The sequence below is a fragment of the Paraflavitalea sp. genome (assembly GCF_059502485.1).
Map to the genome: position 1 here is coordinate 296,802 of NZ_JCACET010000004.1, position 18,261 is coordinate 315,062.

The 18,261-nt window shown below is 44.0% G+C and carries 16 protein-coding genes and 1 pseudogene; 4 read left to right on the forward strand and 13 right to left on the reverse strand.

Annotation, left to right across the window (positions count from 1 at the left end; translation table 11 throughout):
- Position 1: 1 nt before the first annotated feature.
- Positions 2 to 688 carry a GNAT family N-acetyltransferase gene (locus AC5JBY_RS01265; protein WP_495902722.1) on the reverse strand — a complete coding sequence of 229 codons (687 nt, stop codon included), beginning with the start codon at positions 686 to 688 and terminating at the stop codon, positions 2 to 4.
- A 353-nt stretch (positions 689 to 1,041) separates the two neighbouring features.
- Here AC5JBY_RS01265 and AC5JBY_RS01270 point away from each other — a divergent pair, with 353 nt between their 5' ends.
- The 3 genes from AC5JBY_RS01270 to AC5JBY_RS01280 all read left to right on the forward strand — a co-directional run bounded on the left by AC5JBY_RS01270 (position 1,042) and on the right by AC5JBY_RS01280 (position 3,505).
- A complete protein-coding gene (locus AC5JBY_RS01270; protein ID WP_495902723.1) occupies positions 1,042 to 2,019 on the forward strand; it encodes a helix-turn-helix transcriptional regulator in 978 nt (325 codons plus the stop codon).
- A 676-nt stretch (positions 2,020 to 2,695) separates the two neighbouring features.
- Complete coding sequence (locus AC5JBY_RS01275; RefSeq protein WP_495902724.1) at positions 2,696 to 3,106, forward strand: MauE/DoxX family redox-associated membrane protein; 411 nt, start codon at positions 2,696 to 2,698, stop codon at positions 3,104 to 3,106.
- A 57-nt stretch (positions 3,107 to 3,163) separates the two neighbouring features.
- Positions 3,164 to 3,505 carry a hypothetical protein gene (locus AC5JBY_RS01280; RefSeq protein ID WP_495902725.1) on the forward strand — a complete coding sequence of 114 codons (342 nt, stop codon included), beginning with the start codon at positions 3,164 to 3,166 and terminating at the stop codon, positions 3,503 to 3,505.
- A 59-nt stretch (positions 3,506 to 3,564) separates the two neighbouring features.
- Here the strand turns inward: AC5JBY_RS01280 and AC5JBY_RS01285 are convergent, their stop codons facing one another.
- The 12 genes and pseudogenes from AC5JBY_RS01285 to ade form a co-directional block, all read right to left on the reverse strand.
- Positions 3,565 to 4,038 carry a hypothetical protein gene (locus AC5JBY_RS01285; RefSeq protein ID WP_495902726.1) on the reverse strand — a complete coding sequence of 158 codons (474 nt, stop codon included), beginning with the start codon at positions 4,036 to 4,038 and terminating at the stop codon, positions 3,565 to 3,567.
- A 3-nt stretch (positions 4,039 to 4,041) separates the two neighbouring features.
- Positions 4,042 to 4,407: a RagB/SusD family nutrient uptake outer membrane protein gene (locus tag AC5JBY_RS01290; RefSeq protein WP_495902992.1), complete on the reverse strand. Its 366-nt coding sequence runs from the start codon at positions 4,405 to 4,407 to the stop codon at positions 4,042 to 4,044.
- A 288-nt stretch (positions 4,408 to 4,695) separates the two neighbouring features.
- A pseudogene (locus tag AC5JBY_RS01295) lies at positions 4,696 to 5,397 on the reverse strand (RagB/SusD family nutrient uptake outer membrane protein); the annotation flags it as partial.
- Positions 5,398 to 5,406: 9 nt separating this feature from the next.
- Positions 5,407 to 8,958 (reverse strand): SusC/RagA family TonB-linked outer membrane protein, encoded by a 3,552-nt coding sequence (locus AC5JBY_RS01300; RefSeq protein WP_495902727.1) that lies wholly within the window; start codon positions 8,956 to 8,958, stop codon positions 5,407 to 5,409.
- Between the two features lie 274 nt (positions 8,959 to 9,232).
- The gene (locus AC5JBY_RS01305; protein ID WP_495902728.1) at positions 9,233 to 10,453 is read right to left on the reverse strand and encodes a FecR family protein; all 1,221 of its coding nucleotides are present in this window, start codon (positions 10,451 to 10,453) and stop codon (positions 9,233 to 9,235) included.
- Between the two features lie 173 nt (positions 10,454 to 10,626).
- On the reverse strand, positions 10,627 to 11,241 hold the full coding sequence (locus tag AC5JBY_RS01310; protein WP_495902729.1) for an RNA polymerase sigma factor: 615 nt from the start codon (positions 11,239 to 11,241) through the stop codon (positions 10,627 to 10,629).
- A gap of 134 nt (positions 11,242 to 11,375) precedes the next feature.
- The gene (locus AC5JBY_RS01315; protein ID WP_495902730.1) at positions 11,376 to 12,110 is read right to left on the reverse strand and encodes a LytR/AlgR family response regulator transcription factor; all 735 of its coding nucleotides are present in this window, start codon (positions 12,108 to 12,110) and stop codon (positions 11,376 to 11,378) included.
- Positions 12,107 to 13,144, reverse strand: a complete 1,038-nt coding sequence (locus tag AC5JBY_RS01320) for a sensor histidine kinase (RefSeq protein ID WP_495902731.1) — start codon at positions 13,142 to 13,144, stop codon at positions 12,107 to 12,109. The genes AC5JBY_RS01315 and AC5JBY_RS01320 overlap by 4 nt, the downstream gene beginning before the upstream one ends.
- Positions 13,145 to 13,220: 76 nt before the next feature.
- The gene (locus tag AC5JBY_RS01325) at positions 13,221 to 13,580 is read right to left on the reverse strand and encodes a DUF4288 domain-containing protein (RefSeq protein ID WP_495902732.1); all 360 of its coding nucleotides are present in this window, start codon (positions 13,578 to 13,580) and stop codon (positions 13,221 to 13,223) included.
- Positions 13,581 to 13,616: 36 nt separating this feature from the next.
- Positions 13,617 to 14,408 (reverse strand): LiaF transmembrane domain-containing protein, encoded by a 792-nt coding sequence (locus AC5JBY_RS01330; protein ID WP_495902733.1) that lies wholly within the window; start codon positions 14,406 to 14,408, stop codon positions 13,617 to 13,619.
- 113 nt (positions 14,409 to 14,521) lie between these two features.
- Positions 14,522 to 15,148, reverse strand: a complete 627-nt coding sequence (locus AC5JBY_RS01335; RefSeq protein WP_495902734.1) for a Crp/Fnr family transcriptional regulator — start codon at positions 15,146 to 15,148, stop codon at positions 14,522 to 14,524.
- A 412-nt stretch (positions 15,149 to 15,560) separates the two neighbouring features.
- Entirely contained in the window at positions 15,561 to 17,204 is a 1,644-nt protein-coding gene (gene ade, locus AC5JBY_RS01340) for an adenine deaminase (protein ID WP_495902735.1), read from the reverse strand.
- Positions 17,205 to 17,478: 274 nt separating this feature from the next.
- Here ade and AC5JBY_RS01345 point away from each other — a divergent pair, with 274 nt between their 5' ends.
- The gene (locus AC5JBY_RS01345; RefSeq protein WP_495902736.1) at positions 17,479 to 18,204 is read left to right on the forward strand and encodes a hypothetical protein; all 726 of its coding nucleotides are present in this window, start codon (positions 17,479 to 17,481) and stop codon (positions 18,202 to 18,204) included.
- Positions 18,205 to 18,261: the final 57 nt, after the last annotated feature.

Genomic DNA, 18,261 nt, shown 5'->3' on the forward strand with positions numbered 1-18,261 from the left:
TTTATCCCATTGTTCTCTTGTATCCTTCTCTGGTGCAGATATAAAGACGTGCTGTCTTTTGTCGTGTAGTTGTCTTCTTATGAAATACAAACCCCGCTTTTTCCATTTTACTATTCAGGTACTCATTCTCATCGAGCTGCATCACGATCCGTTTTACTTCCTGGAAGGTAAACAGGAAATCCAAAGTTGTCTGGATGGCACAGGTGGAAAAGTTGCCTATGAGCAGTCGCTCTGGTTTTATCAATAATTGCAGTCTGTAATCTCCCGGGCTCACTTGATACTGTAGGCTGATGTCATCGGCCGTAGCCTGGTACACATCTGCCTGCGCAAGATTTGTGTTATTCATCATCACCATAAAAGATTGCGCGGTGCCCGAGCCGGCAACGCCACTGTATATTTCAAGCAAGTGACCGATGTGCGCTTCTTTCTTCAGGTGGCGTGTATATTCCCAGGGCAGCCAGTTATAGATAACCGGCAAATCGGTAGACAGACATAACAATCGTATCGAGATCAGCGCCTGATCCGTTACGAAGTGTCTTGCAAAAAGGATGTTCTGTACTATGTCATACGTCACTGGCTTGCACAGCATTTTGCGTACAACATGGAGATTCGCGGCTTCTTGCGTGTCGCTTTTTATGTCTGCTTTTGCCTGGAGAGCAACAGGCGTGGAAAGAGTACTGGTGGACATACATTTGGTTTAAATAATGTATACCAGGGCCTTACCAGGGATTAATTTATTAAAGGGTCACGGGTCAGATGATCTCTAAGGGAAGTAAATGTTTGGTTGAATCGAAGCTATCAGCTCAAAAAACGAAAGAGAAATTTGATTCTTTTTTTTCGAATGTAAGTTACCGATCGATTTTATTTTAGTAAAATACTTTCTAATATTTAGCAAATAATACGGGAAAACACTTAGTGATGCGAAGATTGTAAGGAATGCTTACCAGGTGAGCTGCACTAAAATAAAAACATACGTAATGGCTCGAAAGTTGGATGTATACCCGAAATTGTAACTGGATTCGAACCATTAAACCTATCAGTATGAACGTCCATGTCCTTTCGGAAAGTGAGGGTAATATCCTATTATCCGATTCCGCTCCTACGTGGCTGTGGGAGTATAAGATCCCTGGATCTAACAGCATCACCGGCTCTGGCGCTTTTGGTGATCTTTTATTGCAGGAAACACCTGGTAATCAGTATTCGGTGTGGTACAATAGCTACCAGATCAAAAGAGGCGACCGCCTTACCATCATCCGCGAGGAGCCCGTTTATAAGCTCCGGTTTATTCTGAATAACAGCTTTAATTATTATGACCCCAAAATAGGTAGTGTACCTATGCATGAGCGTGGGTTCAATTTGTTGTATGCGCCTTTTATACAGGAAAAGATAAGTTTCAAGGATAGATCTTACTCCAATTTGGAGATATACTTTTCCCGTGATTACCTGGCAGCTTTTGGTGCCCATTTCCCACATCTGGCAGATTGGTTGCGTAAAACAGACAAGCATGTTTTCACTAAGCTTTGCAAGATCAACCAGGTAGCTTCGGTAGAAATGATGCGTTGCATTCATGACCTGCTCCATTGCCCTTATACAGGCGAATTACGTAAGATACAATATGATTCCCTCGTAAAAGAGTTACTAATCATGGTATTGGACCAAACCGCCACCAAACCCCTTAAGAAGATCATCCGTTTTACTACCAAAGAAGTGGAGACCTTATATGAAGTGAAAGCATTTCTGTTAACGAATATGGATAAACCCATCGACCTGGATCAGCTTGCCGGTATGTATGACGTTACGCCCCGTACTTTAAAAAGACGCTTCCTTACTTTATTTGGTATTAAACTGTATAGCTTCCTGTTAGATATTCGCATGGAGCAGGCCAGCAAGCTATTGCTGGAAACCGACACTTCAATTGAACATATTGCGGCACTGACAGGTTATCAGAGCTTTGCCAATTTTTCTACTGCTTTCAAAAAATATCATGGCCATCCGCCCAAGTATTTCCGCAGCAGGTAATTTTTTTTGACTTATTGGTCATTTATAAAAAAATGAATTCTTCTATCTAAAACAACTTTTTGTTGGGACTGGTATTTTTGTATTGGATGTGAAGTGATAGCGAATGACCATAATGAGATCGGAAATATGTTGAGTTGATGGTCATTTATGGAAAAATATCCGGCTGATTCAAAAACAACGGGTATAGTAGTGTGGGTATATTTGTGTGAGTTCATGCACGTAATAAAGTTTCGAATGTTGAGGTTGGGCTCTGAACTTTTTTATTTGTCTTAATCTATCGTATCAAGGCACATGAGAAGTAGCTGTATTCATCCGGGCTGCCGGCCGTGTTGCAGAGTAATGGGTGATTAAATCCTTTTTGCAATTGAGGACCTTTTAGTCAACATTATCCCTGTACATTGAACATACAAGCCTGTTATGTGGTTGCCGTATACCGGTTTACCAGGGTGGTTCTGAAAAGGAAGGCCTTGTATGCTGCCGGCGCCCATTTTTTATTACGATACTGACCTTACTGAACTATTGTATAACGGTCAATAGCTATTCAGGCTATTGACTCCGAATAGATCCGCTTTAATTTTACCTGTAAAAATCTGGGCATAGACAGTTTCTCAACTGTCACCTGTATGCTATTGCGTAGCCCGGGAAATCAACACTCTTTATCATTATATCTTGTTCTATGAAAAAAAATACGATTGTAGAGATCGTATCAGCTTTGTTGCTGGTGTTTTATATTCACAGCCTGATCAGTAATTGTGTTCAGTTGCAAAGTCTTAAGAATATGCTGACTTTTTATACTGTGCACACTTCCCTTGTTGCCTGGATGATCATATCCCTGGAATTTATTATTGCGCTGTTATTGTTTATTCCCCGAAGCAGACGCGCAGGACTATTGTTGTCTTCTTTATTTGTGATCATACTAATGATCGTGTCTTTCCAGTGGCCGCATAATCCCCATGATTTTGGTGGTATCGTTAATGAGTTGGGAAATAAGCGAAAGCTTATCCTCGGCATCGTAGTGCTATTACTCAGTTTTTCTGCTTTTATGATTAAATACAGGCGGTTATCCGTGTCGCCTCAAAACGGTTAAGGGGGATGCCGAAAACCTTGTTCAGAGTAGGCTTATCATCTTTTAATTTTTTTATTTATGCAACGCAACCTTTCGGGAATTTTGGCGGTAGTATTCGCCATTGCACTCAGTTCTTTTACTGTAAAGAAGTTCGTCAATGTTTACATGGTATTTGACATCTTTGAAAGTGTAGAGAAAGATGTAAACAACTACACACAACAAGCAGGCTCTCCGGGCACTTTTGCTAATAGCAGCCCTAAAAAGTTGGCTTGGTTCAGGATCCTCGATGTCAATGATGGCGTTATTGATTTTACGGAATTCGATACCGGTTTCGAAACATTGGATATTACATCTACATCCAATAATAGATTGAGCGACGAGCCTTTATCATCTGAAGGCCCTGCTCTTGAGTTTAGGTAAACAGAAAAGTGGCGTGGCTATACGTGAGTCATAGACACGCCACTTTTAATATAGGCAAGTCAATTTTCTTTAAGAGCGTTCTCTTTAACAATAAAGTAAACGGTGTCCCACTTACTATCTTTGTCCCAGTTGATGTTTACTGCATAAGGAACCCGCAACAACGCATACCTGAATGTTTTCTGGTTGTTGTAGTATTGTTGCCAGCTTGCCACTTTATACATTTTCAACCTGCTGAGCCTTTCAAAATAGTCTTGCTGAGCAGTTGTATCTTTTTGCTGTCCTGGTTTGTATTGCATTGATCGCGGCCAACCTAATATGTTGCCAAACTTTAGTACTTTTTCAAATTCCCGTTCCCCGATTTGTCGAACCAGTGTGTCCCTGTTCTGTTCAAAGAATTCAGGAACGAAGAGCAATCCGATAGCATTCCAATCTGTTACCGATACTTCTTTTTCTATAGAAGAGCTGGAAGATTGTGCAGTGCCCGGCAAGATGTTAAGCAGCATAAAGGCAATGAGGAGTGCAATTGATTTCATTGCTTAACGCTTGTTTTGTGGCATAGATGATTTGTTGATGACTTCTATGGGTATCAATAACGTATATTTCAGATCGTTTGGAGGCAACGCTATTAGTTGGTCGTTCAGTTTTCTTTTGATAGTAGTTGCAAATGCGGGCGTCTTATTAAGTCTTCTCAGGTCCGACCACCGCGTTCCCCGGTATAGCAGCTCTTTCCTTCTTTCAACGAGTATGATGGACAGTATTTCTTCTGGCTTTAATCCCACATAAGATGCAAAAGAGCCTGTTCGGTATCTTTTAGATAGAAGCGTATTAAGGCTGGTCATGGCCAGGTTGGCATTTCCCGTTCTTGCCGCTGCCTCCGCTTGGGTAAGATAGACCTCATCCACGGCTATTCCCTGAAATAGATTATCGGTACTTCCATTATAGGAGCCCTTGAACCAGGGCGTTCCATCTTGATTAAGTTCGAAATAAACTTTTTTTCTCAGGTCGCTATCGTTAAATGATCTATATAAGCTGCTGTCGATGATAGCTTCTGAACTGGAAGTAATAGCATATTTTACTTCGGCATAAAATATTACCTCCTGATTGAATTTTTTGATAGGTGTCAGGGAAGTAGTATCAACCTGTGAAGCGTCATTATAATCCAGCAGCTTATCATATGTTTCTAAACACAGATTTGCATATTCCAATGCCTTCTCAAAATTGCCCATTTGCAGGTATATCCTGGCCAGCATTCCATAACAGGCAGTTATGGTTGGTCTTGTTTTATTGAGCTGAGAAGTGGGTTTATTGTTTTTCAACAGGTCGGCAGCAGTTTGCAGGTCGTTGATCATCTGTTGATAGGTAGCTTCAATGGTTGCCCGGTTGGCTGGTACGTTGAAGTCTGCATCGAGCCTGAGCGGTATTCCCCAGTCTGTTTTATTGGTCGCAGCGTCAAATGGCGGAGCATATAATTCAGCTACTTTGTAAAAATAAAAGGATCGCAAAAACAGTGCACTTCCTTTGATCGGATTCGCTACGTTGATATTGGTAGCATCATCTACTTTGTCTATATGATCGAGAATAGTGTTGCAATAAAGTACATGATTGTACATGTTGATCCAATCTTCGTAATTATTAAGATCAGCAGCCCATACATAACTGTCCCGGTCTTGCTCTTCGATGGCCTGCCAGTAGTCGTAAGATATATAGTACTCGTCGGTCAGGTTATTGATAACTCTTGTACTGAGGCTGAGACTGGGGTTATCTGCCAATGCCTGAAGGTCGGCAAGCGTTTGGGGCGTTGTCAGGCTCTGATCAGATTTTTTTTCAAGGAACTTCTGGCAGGAAGTTCCGAGGAAAACCACAACAAGATATAATAAGATGGTTCTTTTCATGTTGGCAGCTTATAAGACCATTTTTACACCCACTGTTATACTCTTAGGCGGTGGAAAAAAAGAAGTAGCCGGATTATAGTCCGGGTCCAGTTTCTCTTTATTCGCCCGCCAAAGAATGCCGAGATTATTAGCGATCACATAAACCTGGGCACTCCTGAGTAAGGCCTTTTTGTGGGCTGGCTTAAATTCATAAGCCAGTTTGATGAATTGTAACCTGACATGATCTCCCTTTTTCACATTTTCAGCAGAGAAAGCATAAAAGTTGTCCCTGCGGTTATTACTTACAGGATAAACCCTGGAAGGAATGGTTGTATGAGCTTCATCACCGGGATGCTGCCATCGCCTGGAAAAATCACTATGAGTGATACCTGAATTATTTAGCCGGTAATAGTCGATGGTGCTTTTCCTGAAATAGTACCCCAGGCGATAATTGATATTGACAAGGACGGATATCCCTTTGTATTGAAAGGTATTATTAAAAAAGCCAAATACGGTAGGTATGGCCGAGCCATTATATTGTAGCGTGGCTGTATCGGCGCGCTGGTTGAAGATGGCCCGGTAATCAGTTGTAATAGTCTTTCCCAGGTAGCCTTGAGGGTCTCCCGTAGTTCCATTGAGACCGGCAAATGGCAGACTGAATATGGAATAAGGTGCTTTGCCTTTGATAGGATATATACCTATGCCAGTAGCACCGCCTCCGGTAAGCAGATCGTTCACGAGCATGCCACCCTGGTCGAGTAAAAAGTCTTTTACTTTATTGGTAGCATAGCTTAATCCCAATTCCGTAGCAAACCGGAAGCGATCAGTTTTGATATTAACAGTATTGATACTGATATCGATGCCTTTGGCAATCATGCTGGCGCTGTTCTTGAACACACTGGCTATACCGGTAGTTGGGTTTATCTCTGCCCGCAAAATTAAGTTGTCGGTATGTTTTCCAAATACATCGATAGAACCTGAAATGCGGCTGTTGAGTAATCCGAAATCTATTCCGCCGTTAAACTGGTAAATCATTTCCCAGCTTAATCCGGGATTGCCGGGCACTAAAATACTGGCAAAAGGAACGCTATTCAATGGGTTTTCACCGGCAGGAGAATATTGAAGTATGGTATAAGGCGTCAGCAGGTTGTTCACGTTGCCCTGAGATCCATAAGAGGTTCTGATCCTAAGCGTGTTGATCGTTTTGCTGTTGAAAAAAGATTCGTTGCTGATATTCCAGGCGGCGCCTGCTGTCCAGAAAGGCTTCCACTTATTATTGGTTTGTACGCCAAAAAGGTTGGCTGCATCTTTCCGCGCGCTCACAGATAGAATATATTTCCTGTCGTAAGTATAAGAGGCATTACCGAATACAGAAACAAAGCGGTCAGTTGCTTTTGCTATATTCCCCTGGAATGGTATGGTGGAGCTTCCCCGTCCGCCATACAAAGGGAAGTGAGTAATATAATCAACGAGGCTTGTAGATAAATTACCAGCATTGTAGCCATACACCCTTTCTGCGTTTTGCGTTTGCTCTTTGGTGCGTATCTCCCCACCCAATATCGATACCAACTCGTGTTTGGTATTCCAGGTTTTATGCACGTTTATCTGCAAGCGCCCTGCATGTGATCGGAGTTGACCGCTGTATTCATCAAGAATGCCGCCCAATGGTATATTATTTACTACTCTGTCGGGATATATTTCTGTATATAAGTTGATTAAATTCCGGGTATAGTAGGTGTGTTGATTCATCAATTTGCTACCCTTTATATTGGTATGCTCAAATTGATAACTTCCGGTCACAGATATAAGATCATTGATTGTGTATCCTGCGTTTACCCCCAATAATATATCCTGGTTGCTTGTCTTGTTTGTCGTATTGCTGATCTCTTCCAGTATTTTATAATGCCAGTCAAGCAATTGTCCTCCTCCGGCTGTATCCACATATCCTATCCGGTAATCTTTAGGCGTTGCAAATGCGTTACCTTGTGCGTCTGCCAATTGAGCATAAGGATAGAGAGCCCGCCCCGGTCTTATGTCATAAGTGGAAGATCCAAAATCACCTAATGAGTTGGCGGCACTGTTTATGTCTGTATACAAAATAGAGATATTGAGATCAAGCTGTTGAATAGGTTTTGCAGTAATATCAGTCCGGAAGTTGATACGCTGATAATTATTGCCTTCAAGGTTATACAGGTTCTTGTCGTATCCCATCGACGCCATATATTTAACGAGGTTGGAACCACCGGAGAGGCTTACCGAATATTGGTGCGCGACAGATGGCCGGTAGATATATGCCGAGAAATCTTTTTTGACATCGTGCGCCAACAAGGCATTGATCATCCTGGCTGAATCCGCGGCTGTGATCTTGCCTGCTCTTCTGTTGGCAAGTAACTCTACTACCGGCGTGAGCGCTGGATATACGGTGGTATTGCTGATAAGTGCATTGTAAAACCCTTTGCTGAATAGGAAAGTTTCGTTCTCTATTACGTCGGCAATAGCCATAGAAGGGTAGCGGAACAGGTCGGGTTTTTCTCCTATTGTTACGTTGCCATTAAAAGAGAGTGAGGTGGTTTGATCGAATCTTGCTTTTTTTGTATTGATCACGATCACTCCGTTGGCAGCGCGGGCGCCCCAGATCGATGCTGCTGCGGCATCCTTCAGAATAGTGATGTTCTCGATATCATTGGGGTTAATATTATTGATGTCGCCTTCGTAAGGAAAGTTATTAAGAACGATCAGCGGTCTTTTCATGGTCTCCGTCAACGTACTTAGTCCCCTGATCGTAACATTATTGATGGGTATGGTTGTTTGATTGGACGCCATTCTTCTTCTGTCGAATATGATGCCGGTTGCCACACCCTCCAGCCTGCTTAGGATATCGGTACCGGCTCTCCGCTCCAGCTCTTCATTGGATATAAATTCAAAGCTGCCTGTTGCCCGTTCTTTAGGTATCCTTTCATAGCCGGTATTTACCATCACCGTCACATCTGCCAGTTCACGCACCTTTTCCTTCATGCGTATGGCGAACTCGGTCTGGCTGTTTATTTTCAATTCATAAGTTTCCATGTTCACGCTCGAAACATGCAGCGTTACTCCCCGGGGTATATTGTTGAGGCTGAAATGACCAGTAGCATTGGTGTAGGTAACTTGGTCAGTACCTTTTACTGCTACAGTAACCCCTTGGAGAGGTTCTTCTTTTTCATTGGTTATTTTACCCCTTACCTGAGTGAGTATATTGCCTGTTATTGGTTGGTCTGTTTGACCGGGATCATTACCCCTGCTTTTAATGACAACTACTTTGTCGATAATAGTGTAAGTAAATGGCTGGTCTTTGAATAGCTGGTCCAGTACGAACCTGAGGCTGGCTTTCATAGTGGTGAAAGTAACCTTGTGCATCTGGGCAAGTATGCCGGATGGATATACGAAACCATAACCGCTTTGTTTTTTTATTTCTTTGAAAACCTGTTCCACAGAAGCATTCTTAACACGCAAAGTAATATTGGCTGGCTCGGCTTGCCGGGCATGCAAGTGAAAGCACAACAGCACGAAAAGAAGCGTGATGAGTATGCCGGTATATTTCATAGCAGCCAGTTGGATTATAACAGGTTCTTTACTTGAGAAAGGGTGTCCTTCGTCTCAACCGGCTCCACAACCGGACAGCGAAACGAGAACGAAGGACACCCCAGTGTTTTTAGAGAGCATAGTAGGATCTCCCCTCGTGGTTGCAATACTAAGAAGAATTTGTATTCGTACCACCCACATTCTGGTAATTGTATTCCCTGAAAAAAAAGAACTTACTTCCGGTCTTGGTACACTGTGGGGCAAGACCAATCTCTTTGAAATAACTAATTAGTACTTAAGGCATCACGGTCACTCTTTTCCCAACGATCTGGAAATGAACTGACCCGGTAGCCTCCAATATTTTTAAGAACTTAGATAAAGCCACATTTCTGGGAATGTCTCCGTTTAATGCCTGGTCTTTATTTACCTTACTTTCATAAACAACTTCGATCCCGTACCAGCGTTGGGCTTGGCGCATGATGGAGGCTATCGAAGCATTTTTAAATGAAAACAGACCGTTGCGCCATGCCATGACAGGCTCCAGGTCGGGTTTTGTTTTCTTCAATATTCCCTCTTTATTCACTTGCGCCTGTTCTCCGGGCTTTAATAAACCGCCATCCTGGGGACCAGTTACTTGCACGGCTCCTTCCAGCAAGGTGGTTGTAATATCCTCTTCATCGGTATAGGCATTTACATTGAAATGAGTACCCAATACCTCCACGGCTACAGTACCTGCTTTTAGGATGAAGGGCGTTTTGCTTTTATCTTTTTTCCGGTAGGAAGCGGCCACCTCAAAGTAACCTTCGCCGGTAAGTTCCACTACCCGTTCCTTTTCAGTAAAGGCAGTCGGAAACCGAAGTGAAGAAGCAGAGTTGAGCCACGCCTTGCTGCCATCGGGCAATACTACCATGTATTGGCCTCCCTGTGGCGTAGTGATAGTGTTATAAACCATGTTGTGGATCTCGACACCAGCTTCTGTATTCCCTGCTTTTTTCTGATAGGTTACCTGGCCATTATTTGAGTTGAGGATGGCTATATTGCCTTCTTGGGCAAGCTGGCCATTGGTGGTGTTATCCAGGGCAATTTTGTTGCCATTGGCCAATGTCAGCGTAGCCTTGTTACTACCGGGCTCTACATCATTTTTAAAACGTTCTTCGATGGCGGCGATGCCCGGCAGAGCACCCTTATCCTTGCGGCTGAGTAGGAACAAGGTACCTGCAGCCACCAGCAGCAGCGTGGCTGCAGCCCAATACCATGCTCGGGTGTTCCGCGCACGGCCGATCTGGATAGGCGCATCTTGTTGTGCGTATATTTGGCTTAGTTTGCTATATGCTTTGTCCTCTCTGATCTGATGCATCTTCCGGAGTTCTTGCTTTACCCAATCTCCATTGCTTAATTGATCGAGCAATTGACGGTTGACGGGTTGGGATTTCCATTCGTCCAGGTATAGCTGCTCTTCTTCCGTTAGCTTGCCGGACAAATACTTTAATATCAGTTCGTCTGTTTTGTATTGCATGATTCCTTTCTTGAGAGGTGTTTACAAGCACCAAATGGACAATTACTTACTATACCACGTTGAGATGGCTGTTTTAACCAAACGAATTAGGAAGTTTTTTTAAAAAAGATGGGAATTGTCCGTTGTGAATACATAACTGACAGGATATCTGTATGTTAGATTGTTGGGCGGGGTTATACCGTTGCGCCTAACTGTTGCAGTATGACAGCAAAATAATAGAGGCTGATGGTGGAAGGTAACAGGTTTTTCTTCAGCAGAGAGGAACGCAGCTGGTTTAAGGCGCGGGTTTTTTGGTTCAATACCGTTTGCGGACTAATATTCATCTCGGCGGCTATCTGCTCGGTGGTGAGGCCATGAAAGAAAACATATTTAAAGACCTTCTGACATTGAGTAGGCAGATTCTCTATTTCGTTATAGATTTCCTGTAAAACTTTGGCCTTGATCATCTCTACGTCGTCTATTGTCTCTTCTTTGCCTGTGAGGTAAATTAATTCCTGGTGAGATATTTCGTGGCGTTGTGTATACCTTAGGTAGTCATAACAGGCGTTTCTTACAGAAGTAAATAGGAAAGCCTTGATATCTGGCAGATTATCAAAGTCGGAACGTTTGCGCAGGAGCTTTACAAAAGTTTCTACCACGATGTCCTCTGCCTCCTGCTCATCGGCTACCAACTGGCTGCCGTAATACACCAATGCCCTGTAATGTAATTTGAAAAGATGGTCGAAGGCCGCATGCTCCCCACGCTTGAACAGCGCAATAATATCCTGATCTGATAAAGGTTTGGTCATGTAATGTGATTTGCAGGTTGCCAGGAATTGCCAAAACACTACTCCTGTGCAATGCGGGCATGCGTAATATACACAATAAATCTATAGGTAGATTGCCGCAGGGATTACCCGTTTACCGTTACCGGATACGGTTATCAAATACCCAGCACACCTTTCAGTTTGGTGTAGCCGGCCTTGCTCACGGGCACCCGGGCGCCGGTGGTCAACAGCGCCAGCCAGCTCTCTTTTTCGTGAGCATCGAGGCGGGTGATGCGTTGCACATTCACGATATAAGACCGGTGCGTACGGACAAACTGGGCAGCGTCCAGCACATTTTCAAAATGTCCCATCGTTTTATTCTTGAGGAAGGTACCGTCAGCGGTATGGATCTTTACGTAATCATCGGCCGCTTCGAGATAATCGATGTCTTCAATGGGGATGATCCTGATCCTGCCACCCGTTTTTACAACGATCCGATGACTTTGCTGCGGAGATAAAGCAGCTGTTTCCAGTAAGGGGGCAGAGGGCGTTACAGGTTGCCGTTGGTCCATCCACTTTTGAATAGCCTTATCGAGTCTTTCCTGGCTGAAAGGCTTCAGCAGGTAATCGACAGCATGACTTTCAAAAGCCTTGATGGCATATTCATCGAAAGCTGTAGTAAATATGATGGCTGGGGGCTGGTCCACAAGCTCCAGCATTTCAAAACCATTGATCTTTGGCATCTGTATGTCGAGAAATACTAACTGCGGCTGATGCTGTTGTATAGCCTTGACCCCTTCGAAGCCATCATTGCATTCCTGCACAACGGTAATTTCCGGGTGCGTCTGCAAATATTCAAGAATAATGGCCCGAGCCAAAGGTTCATCATCTATGATTAGAGCCTTGATCATATATGCGGTATTTTTACAATAGTGGTAAATAAATTGCCTTCCGCTGCCGTAGTCAGGAGGTCATTGCGGGCAAACAACAGGTATAACCGTCGTTGAACAGAATTCAGACCGAAACCTGTTCCCTGTTTGGGGGAGGAAGTGGTAGGGTCAAATGGATTTTTAACAATGACCTGCAGAAACTCTGGTGTTACAGTTGTTGATATGCTGATGGTAACTTGCTCTGTTGTATCGTACAATCCGAATTTAATGGCATTTTCTACGACGGGTTGCAACAACATGTGAGGGATACGATGTGTAGAGGCGGCTGCATCATGTTCAAGTAGGGTATGGAGGCGATGGCCAAACCGTACTTTCTCGATCTCAAGATACAGTTCCAGGTGTTGTAGCTCCTCTTCCAATGTTATCCATTGGTTCTCCTCTCTCTTCAGAGTGCCGCGTAAGAAATCGGATAACTGCTGTATCATTTTTCGCGCTTGTTCCGGCCGGCTAACCACCAGCGCACTGATAGAGTTGAGGCTATTGAATAAAAAGTGAGGTTGCAGCTGCTGCCTCAATTTATACAACTCTGCATCTTTGGCCAGTTGTGAAGCAGCTACATTCCTTTGTTCAGTTTCCTTTTGATCCTCCTGTGCATACCATAATTCGCTGATGAGTGCCATACAACCGGTTGCCAGTAGCGCTATCGTAAAACGGATGGGCATGGACACTTGTAGAAAAGGAAGGTAACCTTCGTTTTCACCCAACAATTCATTCGATAGATATTTTACCACCCATGCCCATAAGCCACTGATGGCGGCACAAAGAACCAGCAGATAAATATACCTGCCTTTGCGGGGACGGTAGTAACGCATATTATTACTCACCAGCACGCAGGCCGCTGCCAGCAATGCGTTGGATACAACTGCGTCTATGATAGCCACCTTCCACGACAATTCCCAGTTTTGCAGGATGGCTACCTGCACGATCGACCATACCAGCCAGCAGCCGGTAAAGATCAGTTTGGTTTTATATGTACCTAATGGCGATGTGGCCACGCAGTTTATATTTAATTAGTGAAGCAGTTAGTTTCGTACAATTCGTGTAATTCGCCTGATTCGTGAAATTCGTGTCCTAAAATAATTCAAGGAACCGGTGCGTAATATTCGATCGGATGTGTGCCGCCTTTTTATGCACCAGCTCGATATACAATCCGGCATTGTCCGATTCCTGCACCCTCGAGTAAAGCTCCGCACCATCTATCAGCGCAGATATTTTATACAACTCACTTACATTGATAAACTTCCATTGAACCAGCTTCTGTTGTTGGTTGAAAAACATTTCCTGTTCCAGCTCACCAATAGTTTGTGCCTTTGCAAACGCAGTAGTCTCATCATCGGCTTCGATGAGCCGCAACTGTTCGTCGAACTGGGGAGTATGATTGCCTTCCCCGCAAATGATCTGGTAAACAATTTTAGACAGGAACCAACTCATAGCTTAATGGGTTTGAAAAATTCAGGAATAAGGAGCTTAATAACTTCTGATCTCGATGCCTGCAAAAAGAGCAGTACCCTGTAGGATCAACACCTTGTCTGTATTAACATGGGCTTGCGGTGGTCGTTTGTCTTCAATGCCACCAAATATGGCAACAGCTTCTGAACGTATTGTCCAATTTGGAGGCACGATCAGCTTGGCGCCGCTGAATATCTGTACAAGCTCTAAAATGATGGGACTTTTAAAATCGGCCTGGGTGAGGTTTATTTCTGCACCACCGAAGATCGATACGACCTCGCCCCCCTGGAAGTTTTTGGAGTAGATCACCTTTTTCACATTGCCGAAAATAGAGACCGCATCAATTCCATCAGGCGAATATTTATCCGTGTTTTCTTCGATGTTCGGCTCGTCAGTTACGCCTACAGTTACCTTGTAGTATAAGCCTCCGTCCTCGTTTTTATCACGGTGTTTTTTTTTGCCGGAGGCAAAAATTAAAATAAGTCCAACGCCGGCAACCGCTACCGGTATGATAAAGCGGCCGGCATCAAAATCAGTAAAGGCCCGGTCAGCGAGGAAGAAAGCGCCGATGCCCATCAATATCAGCCAGGCAAAGTCGCGGAACCTCGTTAAGATGCCTACAAAAAAACCTACTATAATGAGGATCATAGGCCAGCTGAACAACCAGCCGGGAATGAGGCTGGGTTCTACCTGGCGTATCATGATCACGGTGGCTGCGAGCAGCAGGAATAAACCGGCGATGACATTGTTCTTTCTACGGCGACGGAATTTCTTCCCTGTTTGCTGCTCCTGTAACTCCTGGTTTTGCATAACCTGTTATTTTACACAAAACTATGGTTACAGTACAGGCAATACAATAGCCCGACCGTCATTAAGGCCAATTTACCGGTAAAAGCAGGCTTTTTCTCGGGGAAACCGACTTGTTATTTCGCGTGAGACAACTTACTCCTGATGCGGCTCAGTGTTTCCAGTGTCATACCCAGGTAAGAAGCGATGAACTTCAGGGGCACGCGGTTCAGCATAAAACTCTTGGTAGCAATAAAACGTTGATATTTTGAAGTAGCCTCGGTAAGGCGGGCAATGTAAGCCCGTTCTTCGGCATCCCGGTAATATTTCTCCAGCAGCTTCCTGCCTGTAATATTTACTTCCGGGTAATTATTGTAGAGATGTTGAAGGTCGTCATAATGGAGGCCGATCAGTTCACTGTCTTCTATGGCCTGTATGTTCTCGAAAGCCTTTTGTTGCGCATGAAAACTGGTGATGGAAGTAGCCAGCTCATTCTCAGATGTGATCCAGGTAGTGATCTCCTTTTTGCCATCCTGAACATAACCACGCAATATGCCCTTTTGAATAAAGTACACATAAGGACAAAGCTCACCTGATCTTACCAGGAACTCTCCTTTTTTTACGCGATATGAAAAACTCTTTCTGTTAGCATAAGCTCTTGCATCTGGGCTTAGCGGATGAACCGCATGGGCAAAGAGTACAAGGGGCGATTCTATCAGGGTGGCGGTTCCGGGATCACCAGGAGAATGATGATTAAAAGACATATAGTTGCTCGGGTTTAGTCGGGGTTTCACAAACAGGCATTAATTGGCAAGGGTAGGATACGCCAGGTCAATAATTCAGAGGTATTGTATTGGAAAATGGTAGGGTGATACTATAGATAGCCGTAACTGTTACTAAAGATATAAAAAGAATGAGTATAACAAATGTCAATAAAAGGGATTTTAATGTCGTAGGTGATTTTCTTAAGCTAACATGTTGAATACACCCGGAGATAAATGTTGAAAATACCCAGTTGCGTGATGCGCACACAAATAGGAGAAATGAAGACAATCCGCATCGCTGCTCATTTTATGCGATTAGTCTACCAATCTTGTTTTAAAAATTGCGTACAACTACTTAAATAGGTACGCATAGAAAAATCACTATAGCAAAAGAAAAAAGGACCCTGGGGTCTTAGACAAATTTGAATTGATCGCCGTCAAAAAGTCCAAGATCACTCAGCTTTAAATGAGGAATTACAAGCAGTGCCATAAAGGAAAGCGTCATGAAAGGTGCCGATAAACCAGAGCCCAGCGACTTGGCCATGGTATCGATGGCAGTATAAGCATCGGCCACATCATATCCATCTTCATCACTCATCAATCCGGCAACAGGTAAAGCAACGACCATTTCCTGTTTGTGGTGTCCGCCACTATAACAACTTACACCACCCTTTTGCGCTATTACAAGGTTGATGGCGTGGCTTAAACTTTCATCATCTGTACCTACAGCCACGATGTTGTGAGAATCGTGGGCTACGGAAGAGGCCAATGCACCGGCCCTGAGTCCAAAGTTTTTTATAAAAGCCATCGAAGGCTTTGCCGGATGATAGCGATTAACCACCACCATCTTCAATATATCCTTGCCAGGATTACTGACAAGTTGTTGATTGGATTCGTTCAATAACCAGCTTGCGGGCACATCGATGCGATTGGTGATTAGTTGACCATCTAATGCTTCGATCACAGGCACTGTTTCCTTATCTATATAAGGCACGATAAGATCTTCCGGTTTTACCGGCAGGCAATTGAAGTTGTTGATCGGTTTTTGTTTAGCATGATTACTGGGCCAGTCATGACTCACTTTTTGTCCGTTGATATAAGTAGCCTTAACAGTAAACTGCTCCATATCCTTTACCACGATAAAATCGGCAGGGTCACCCACTCTTAACAAGCCTACAGGCAATTGATAATGCAATACGGGATTTACACAGGCAGCCTGCAATACATTAAACAAGTCGATGCCTTTGGCAACAGCCCTTGCACATAACTGATCGATATGACCATCTACGAGACTGTCGGGATGTTTGTCGTCGCTGCAAAACATAATACTGTCCGGATGATCATGTAGTAACCCGATCAGTGCTTCGAAGTTCTTGGCGGCACTGCCTTCACGTATCAATATTTTCATGCCATATTGCAACTTGTCCAACGCCTCATCTGCAGTAAAACATTCATGATCGGTCGACATGCCAGCCTCAATATATTGTTTGGCCTGATCACCGCGCAAACCGGGAGCATGCCCGTCAATGGGTTTACCCACGCGTTGGGCAGCAGCTATCTTTTGCATCACTTCAGGGTCTTTGAACAACACGCCGGGAAAGTTCATCATCTCACTGAGATACTTTACCTCGTCTTTTTGCAATAAAGCTTCTACCTGCTGTACATCCAATGTCGCACCGGCAGTTTCAAACGTTGTGGCCGGCACACAACTGGGAGCCCCGAAGAAGAACTTGAAAGGAGTTGTTTTGCCATTGGCGATCATATATTCCACCCCCTCCAGGCCACACACATTGGCAATTTCATGCGGGTCACTCACTGTAGCCACGGTGCCATGCACCACCGCCAGCCGGGCAAACTCGGCCGGCACCAGCATTGAACTCTCGATATGAACATGACTATCGATAAAGCCAGGCAGTATGTATTGCTCACTTACAGGGGCGCCAGCCGTCACCGGTTGGATCGATTGAATAATACCCTGGTCCACAGTGATCGTTGCCGGGTAGATCTTTTTTTGCCACACATCGGCCAGAAAGCCGGTAATTGAAAAACTCGCCATGGAAAATAAAGCTGTTTTGTATTGGTAAATATAGTGCCATTTAGCCTCGGAAACCAGTCATTCACTATTGCATTCCTGTGAAATTCAACAGCCTTGTCCCAAAGAGTCCCCACCGTGAGGACCAGTCATAATATTTATGACCCTTTGTAATATTATCAGCCATTTTACGTCTAACATTGCAACGTGGACGACGGTAACTGCCGTCTATCTTGTTCTGGCGACCCTTTGTTCACCATTTCGTTATCCCATTATTATCAAATTAAAAATAAATATCATGAAATTACTGCGTGTATCAGTAGTGGCCTTGGCAACCTTATCTGCAAGCTTTGCGGTGCAAGCTCAAACAGTCGACGAGATCGTTAATAAACACATTGAAGCCATTGGCGGCAAAGACAAGATCAACGCCATGAAATCCCTCCGCATTGAAGCCGATATGGAAGTGATGGGCAACCAGGCTACCAGCACCACCACGGTGTTGTATGGCAAGGGCTCCCTCAGCGAGATCGATTTTGGTGGCCAGAAGATCGTAAACTGCATAACAGCCGATAAAGGTGGTTGGAGCATCAACCCTATGGCGGGTCAGGTAACTGCCGAACCCATGCCCGAAGAGCAGGCCAAGCTGGGTAAATCCCAACTGTATCCCGGTGGCGCTTTACTCGACTATGCCACCAAAGGCAATAAAGTAGAATTGGCTGGTCAGGAAGATGTGAACGGAGTAAAAGCCTGGAAATTGAAAGTAACTACCAAAGAAGGCGGTAACCTTACCTATTATATCGACCCCACTACATACTATCTTATAAAGACAGTTTCAAAAATAAACGCTGGTGGCCAGGAAATGGAGCAAGGTGTTACCTTCTCTGATTACAAGAAAACAGATTATGGTTTTGTGACACCATATACTTCTTCCATTGAACTGCCCCAGGGCATGACGCTCAATGTAACCGTTAAAAAAGTAGAAGTCAACAAAGAAATAGATACTAAAATATTCGATAAGCCTTAATCACATTCACTGACTTTAACAAAAGGGTGCCGTCAATTTTTTTGACGGCACCCTTTG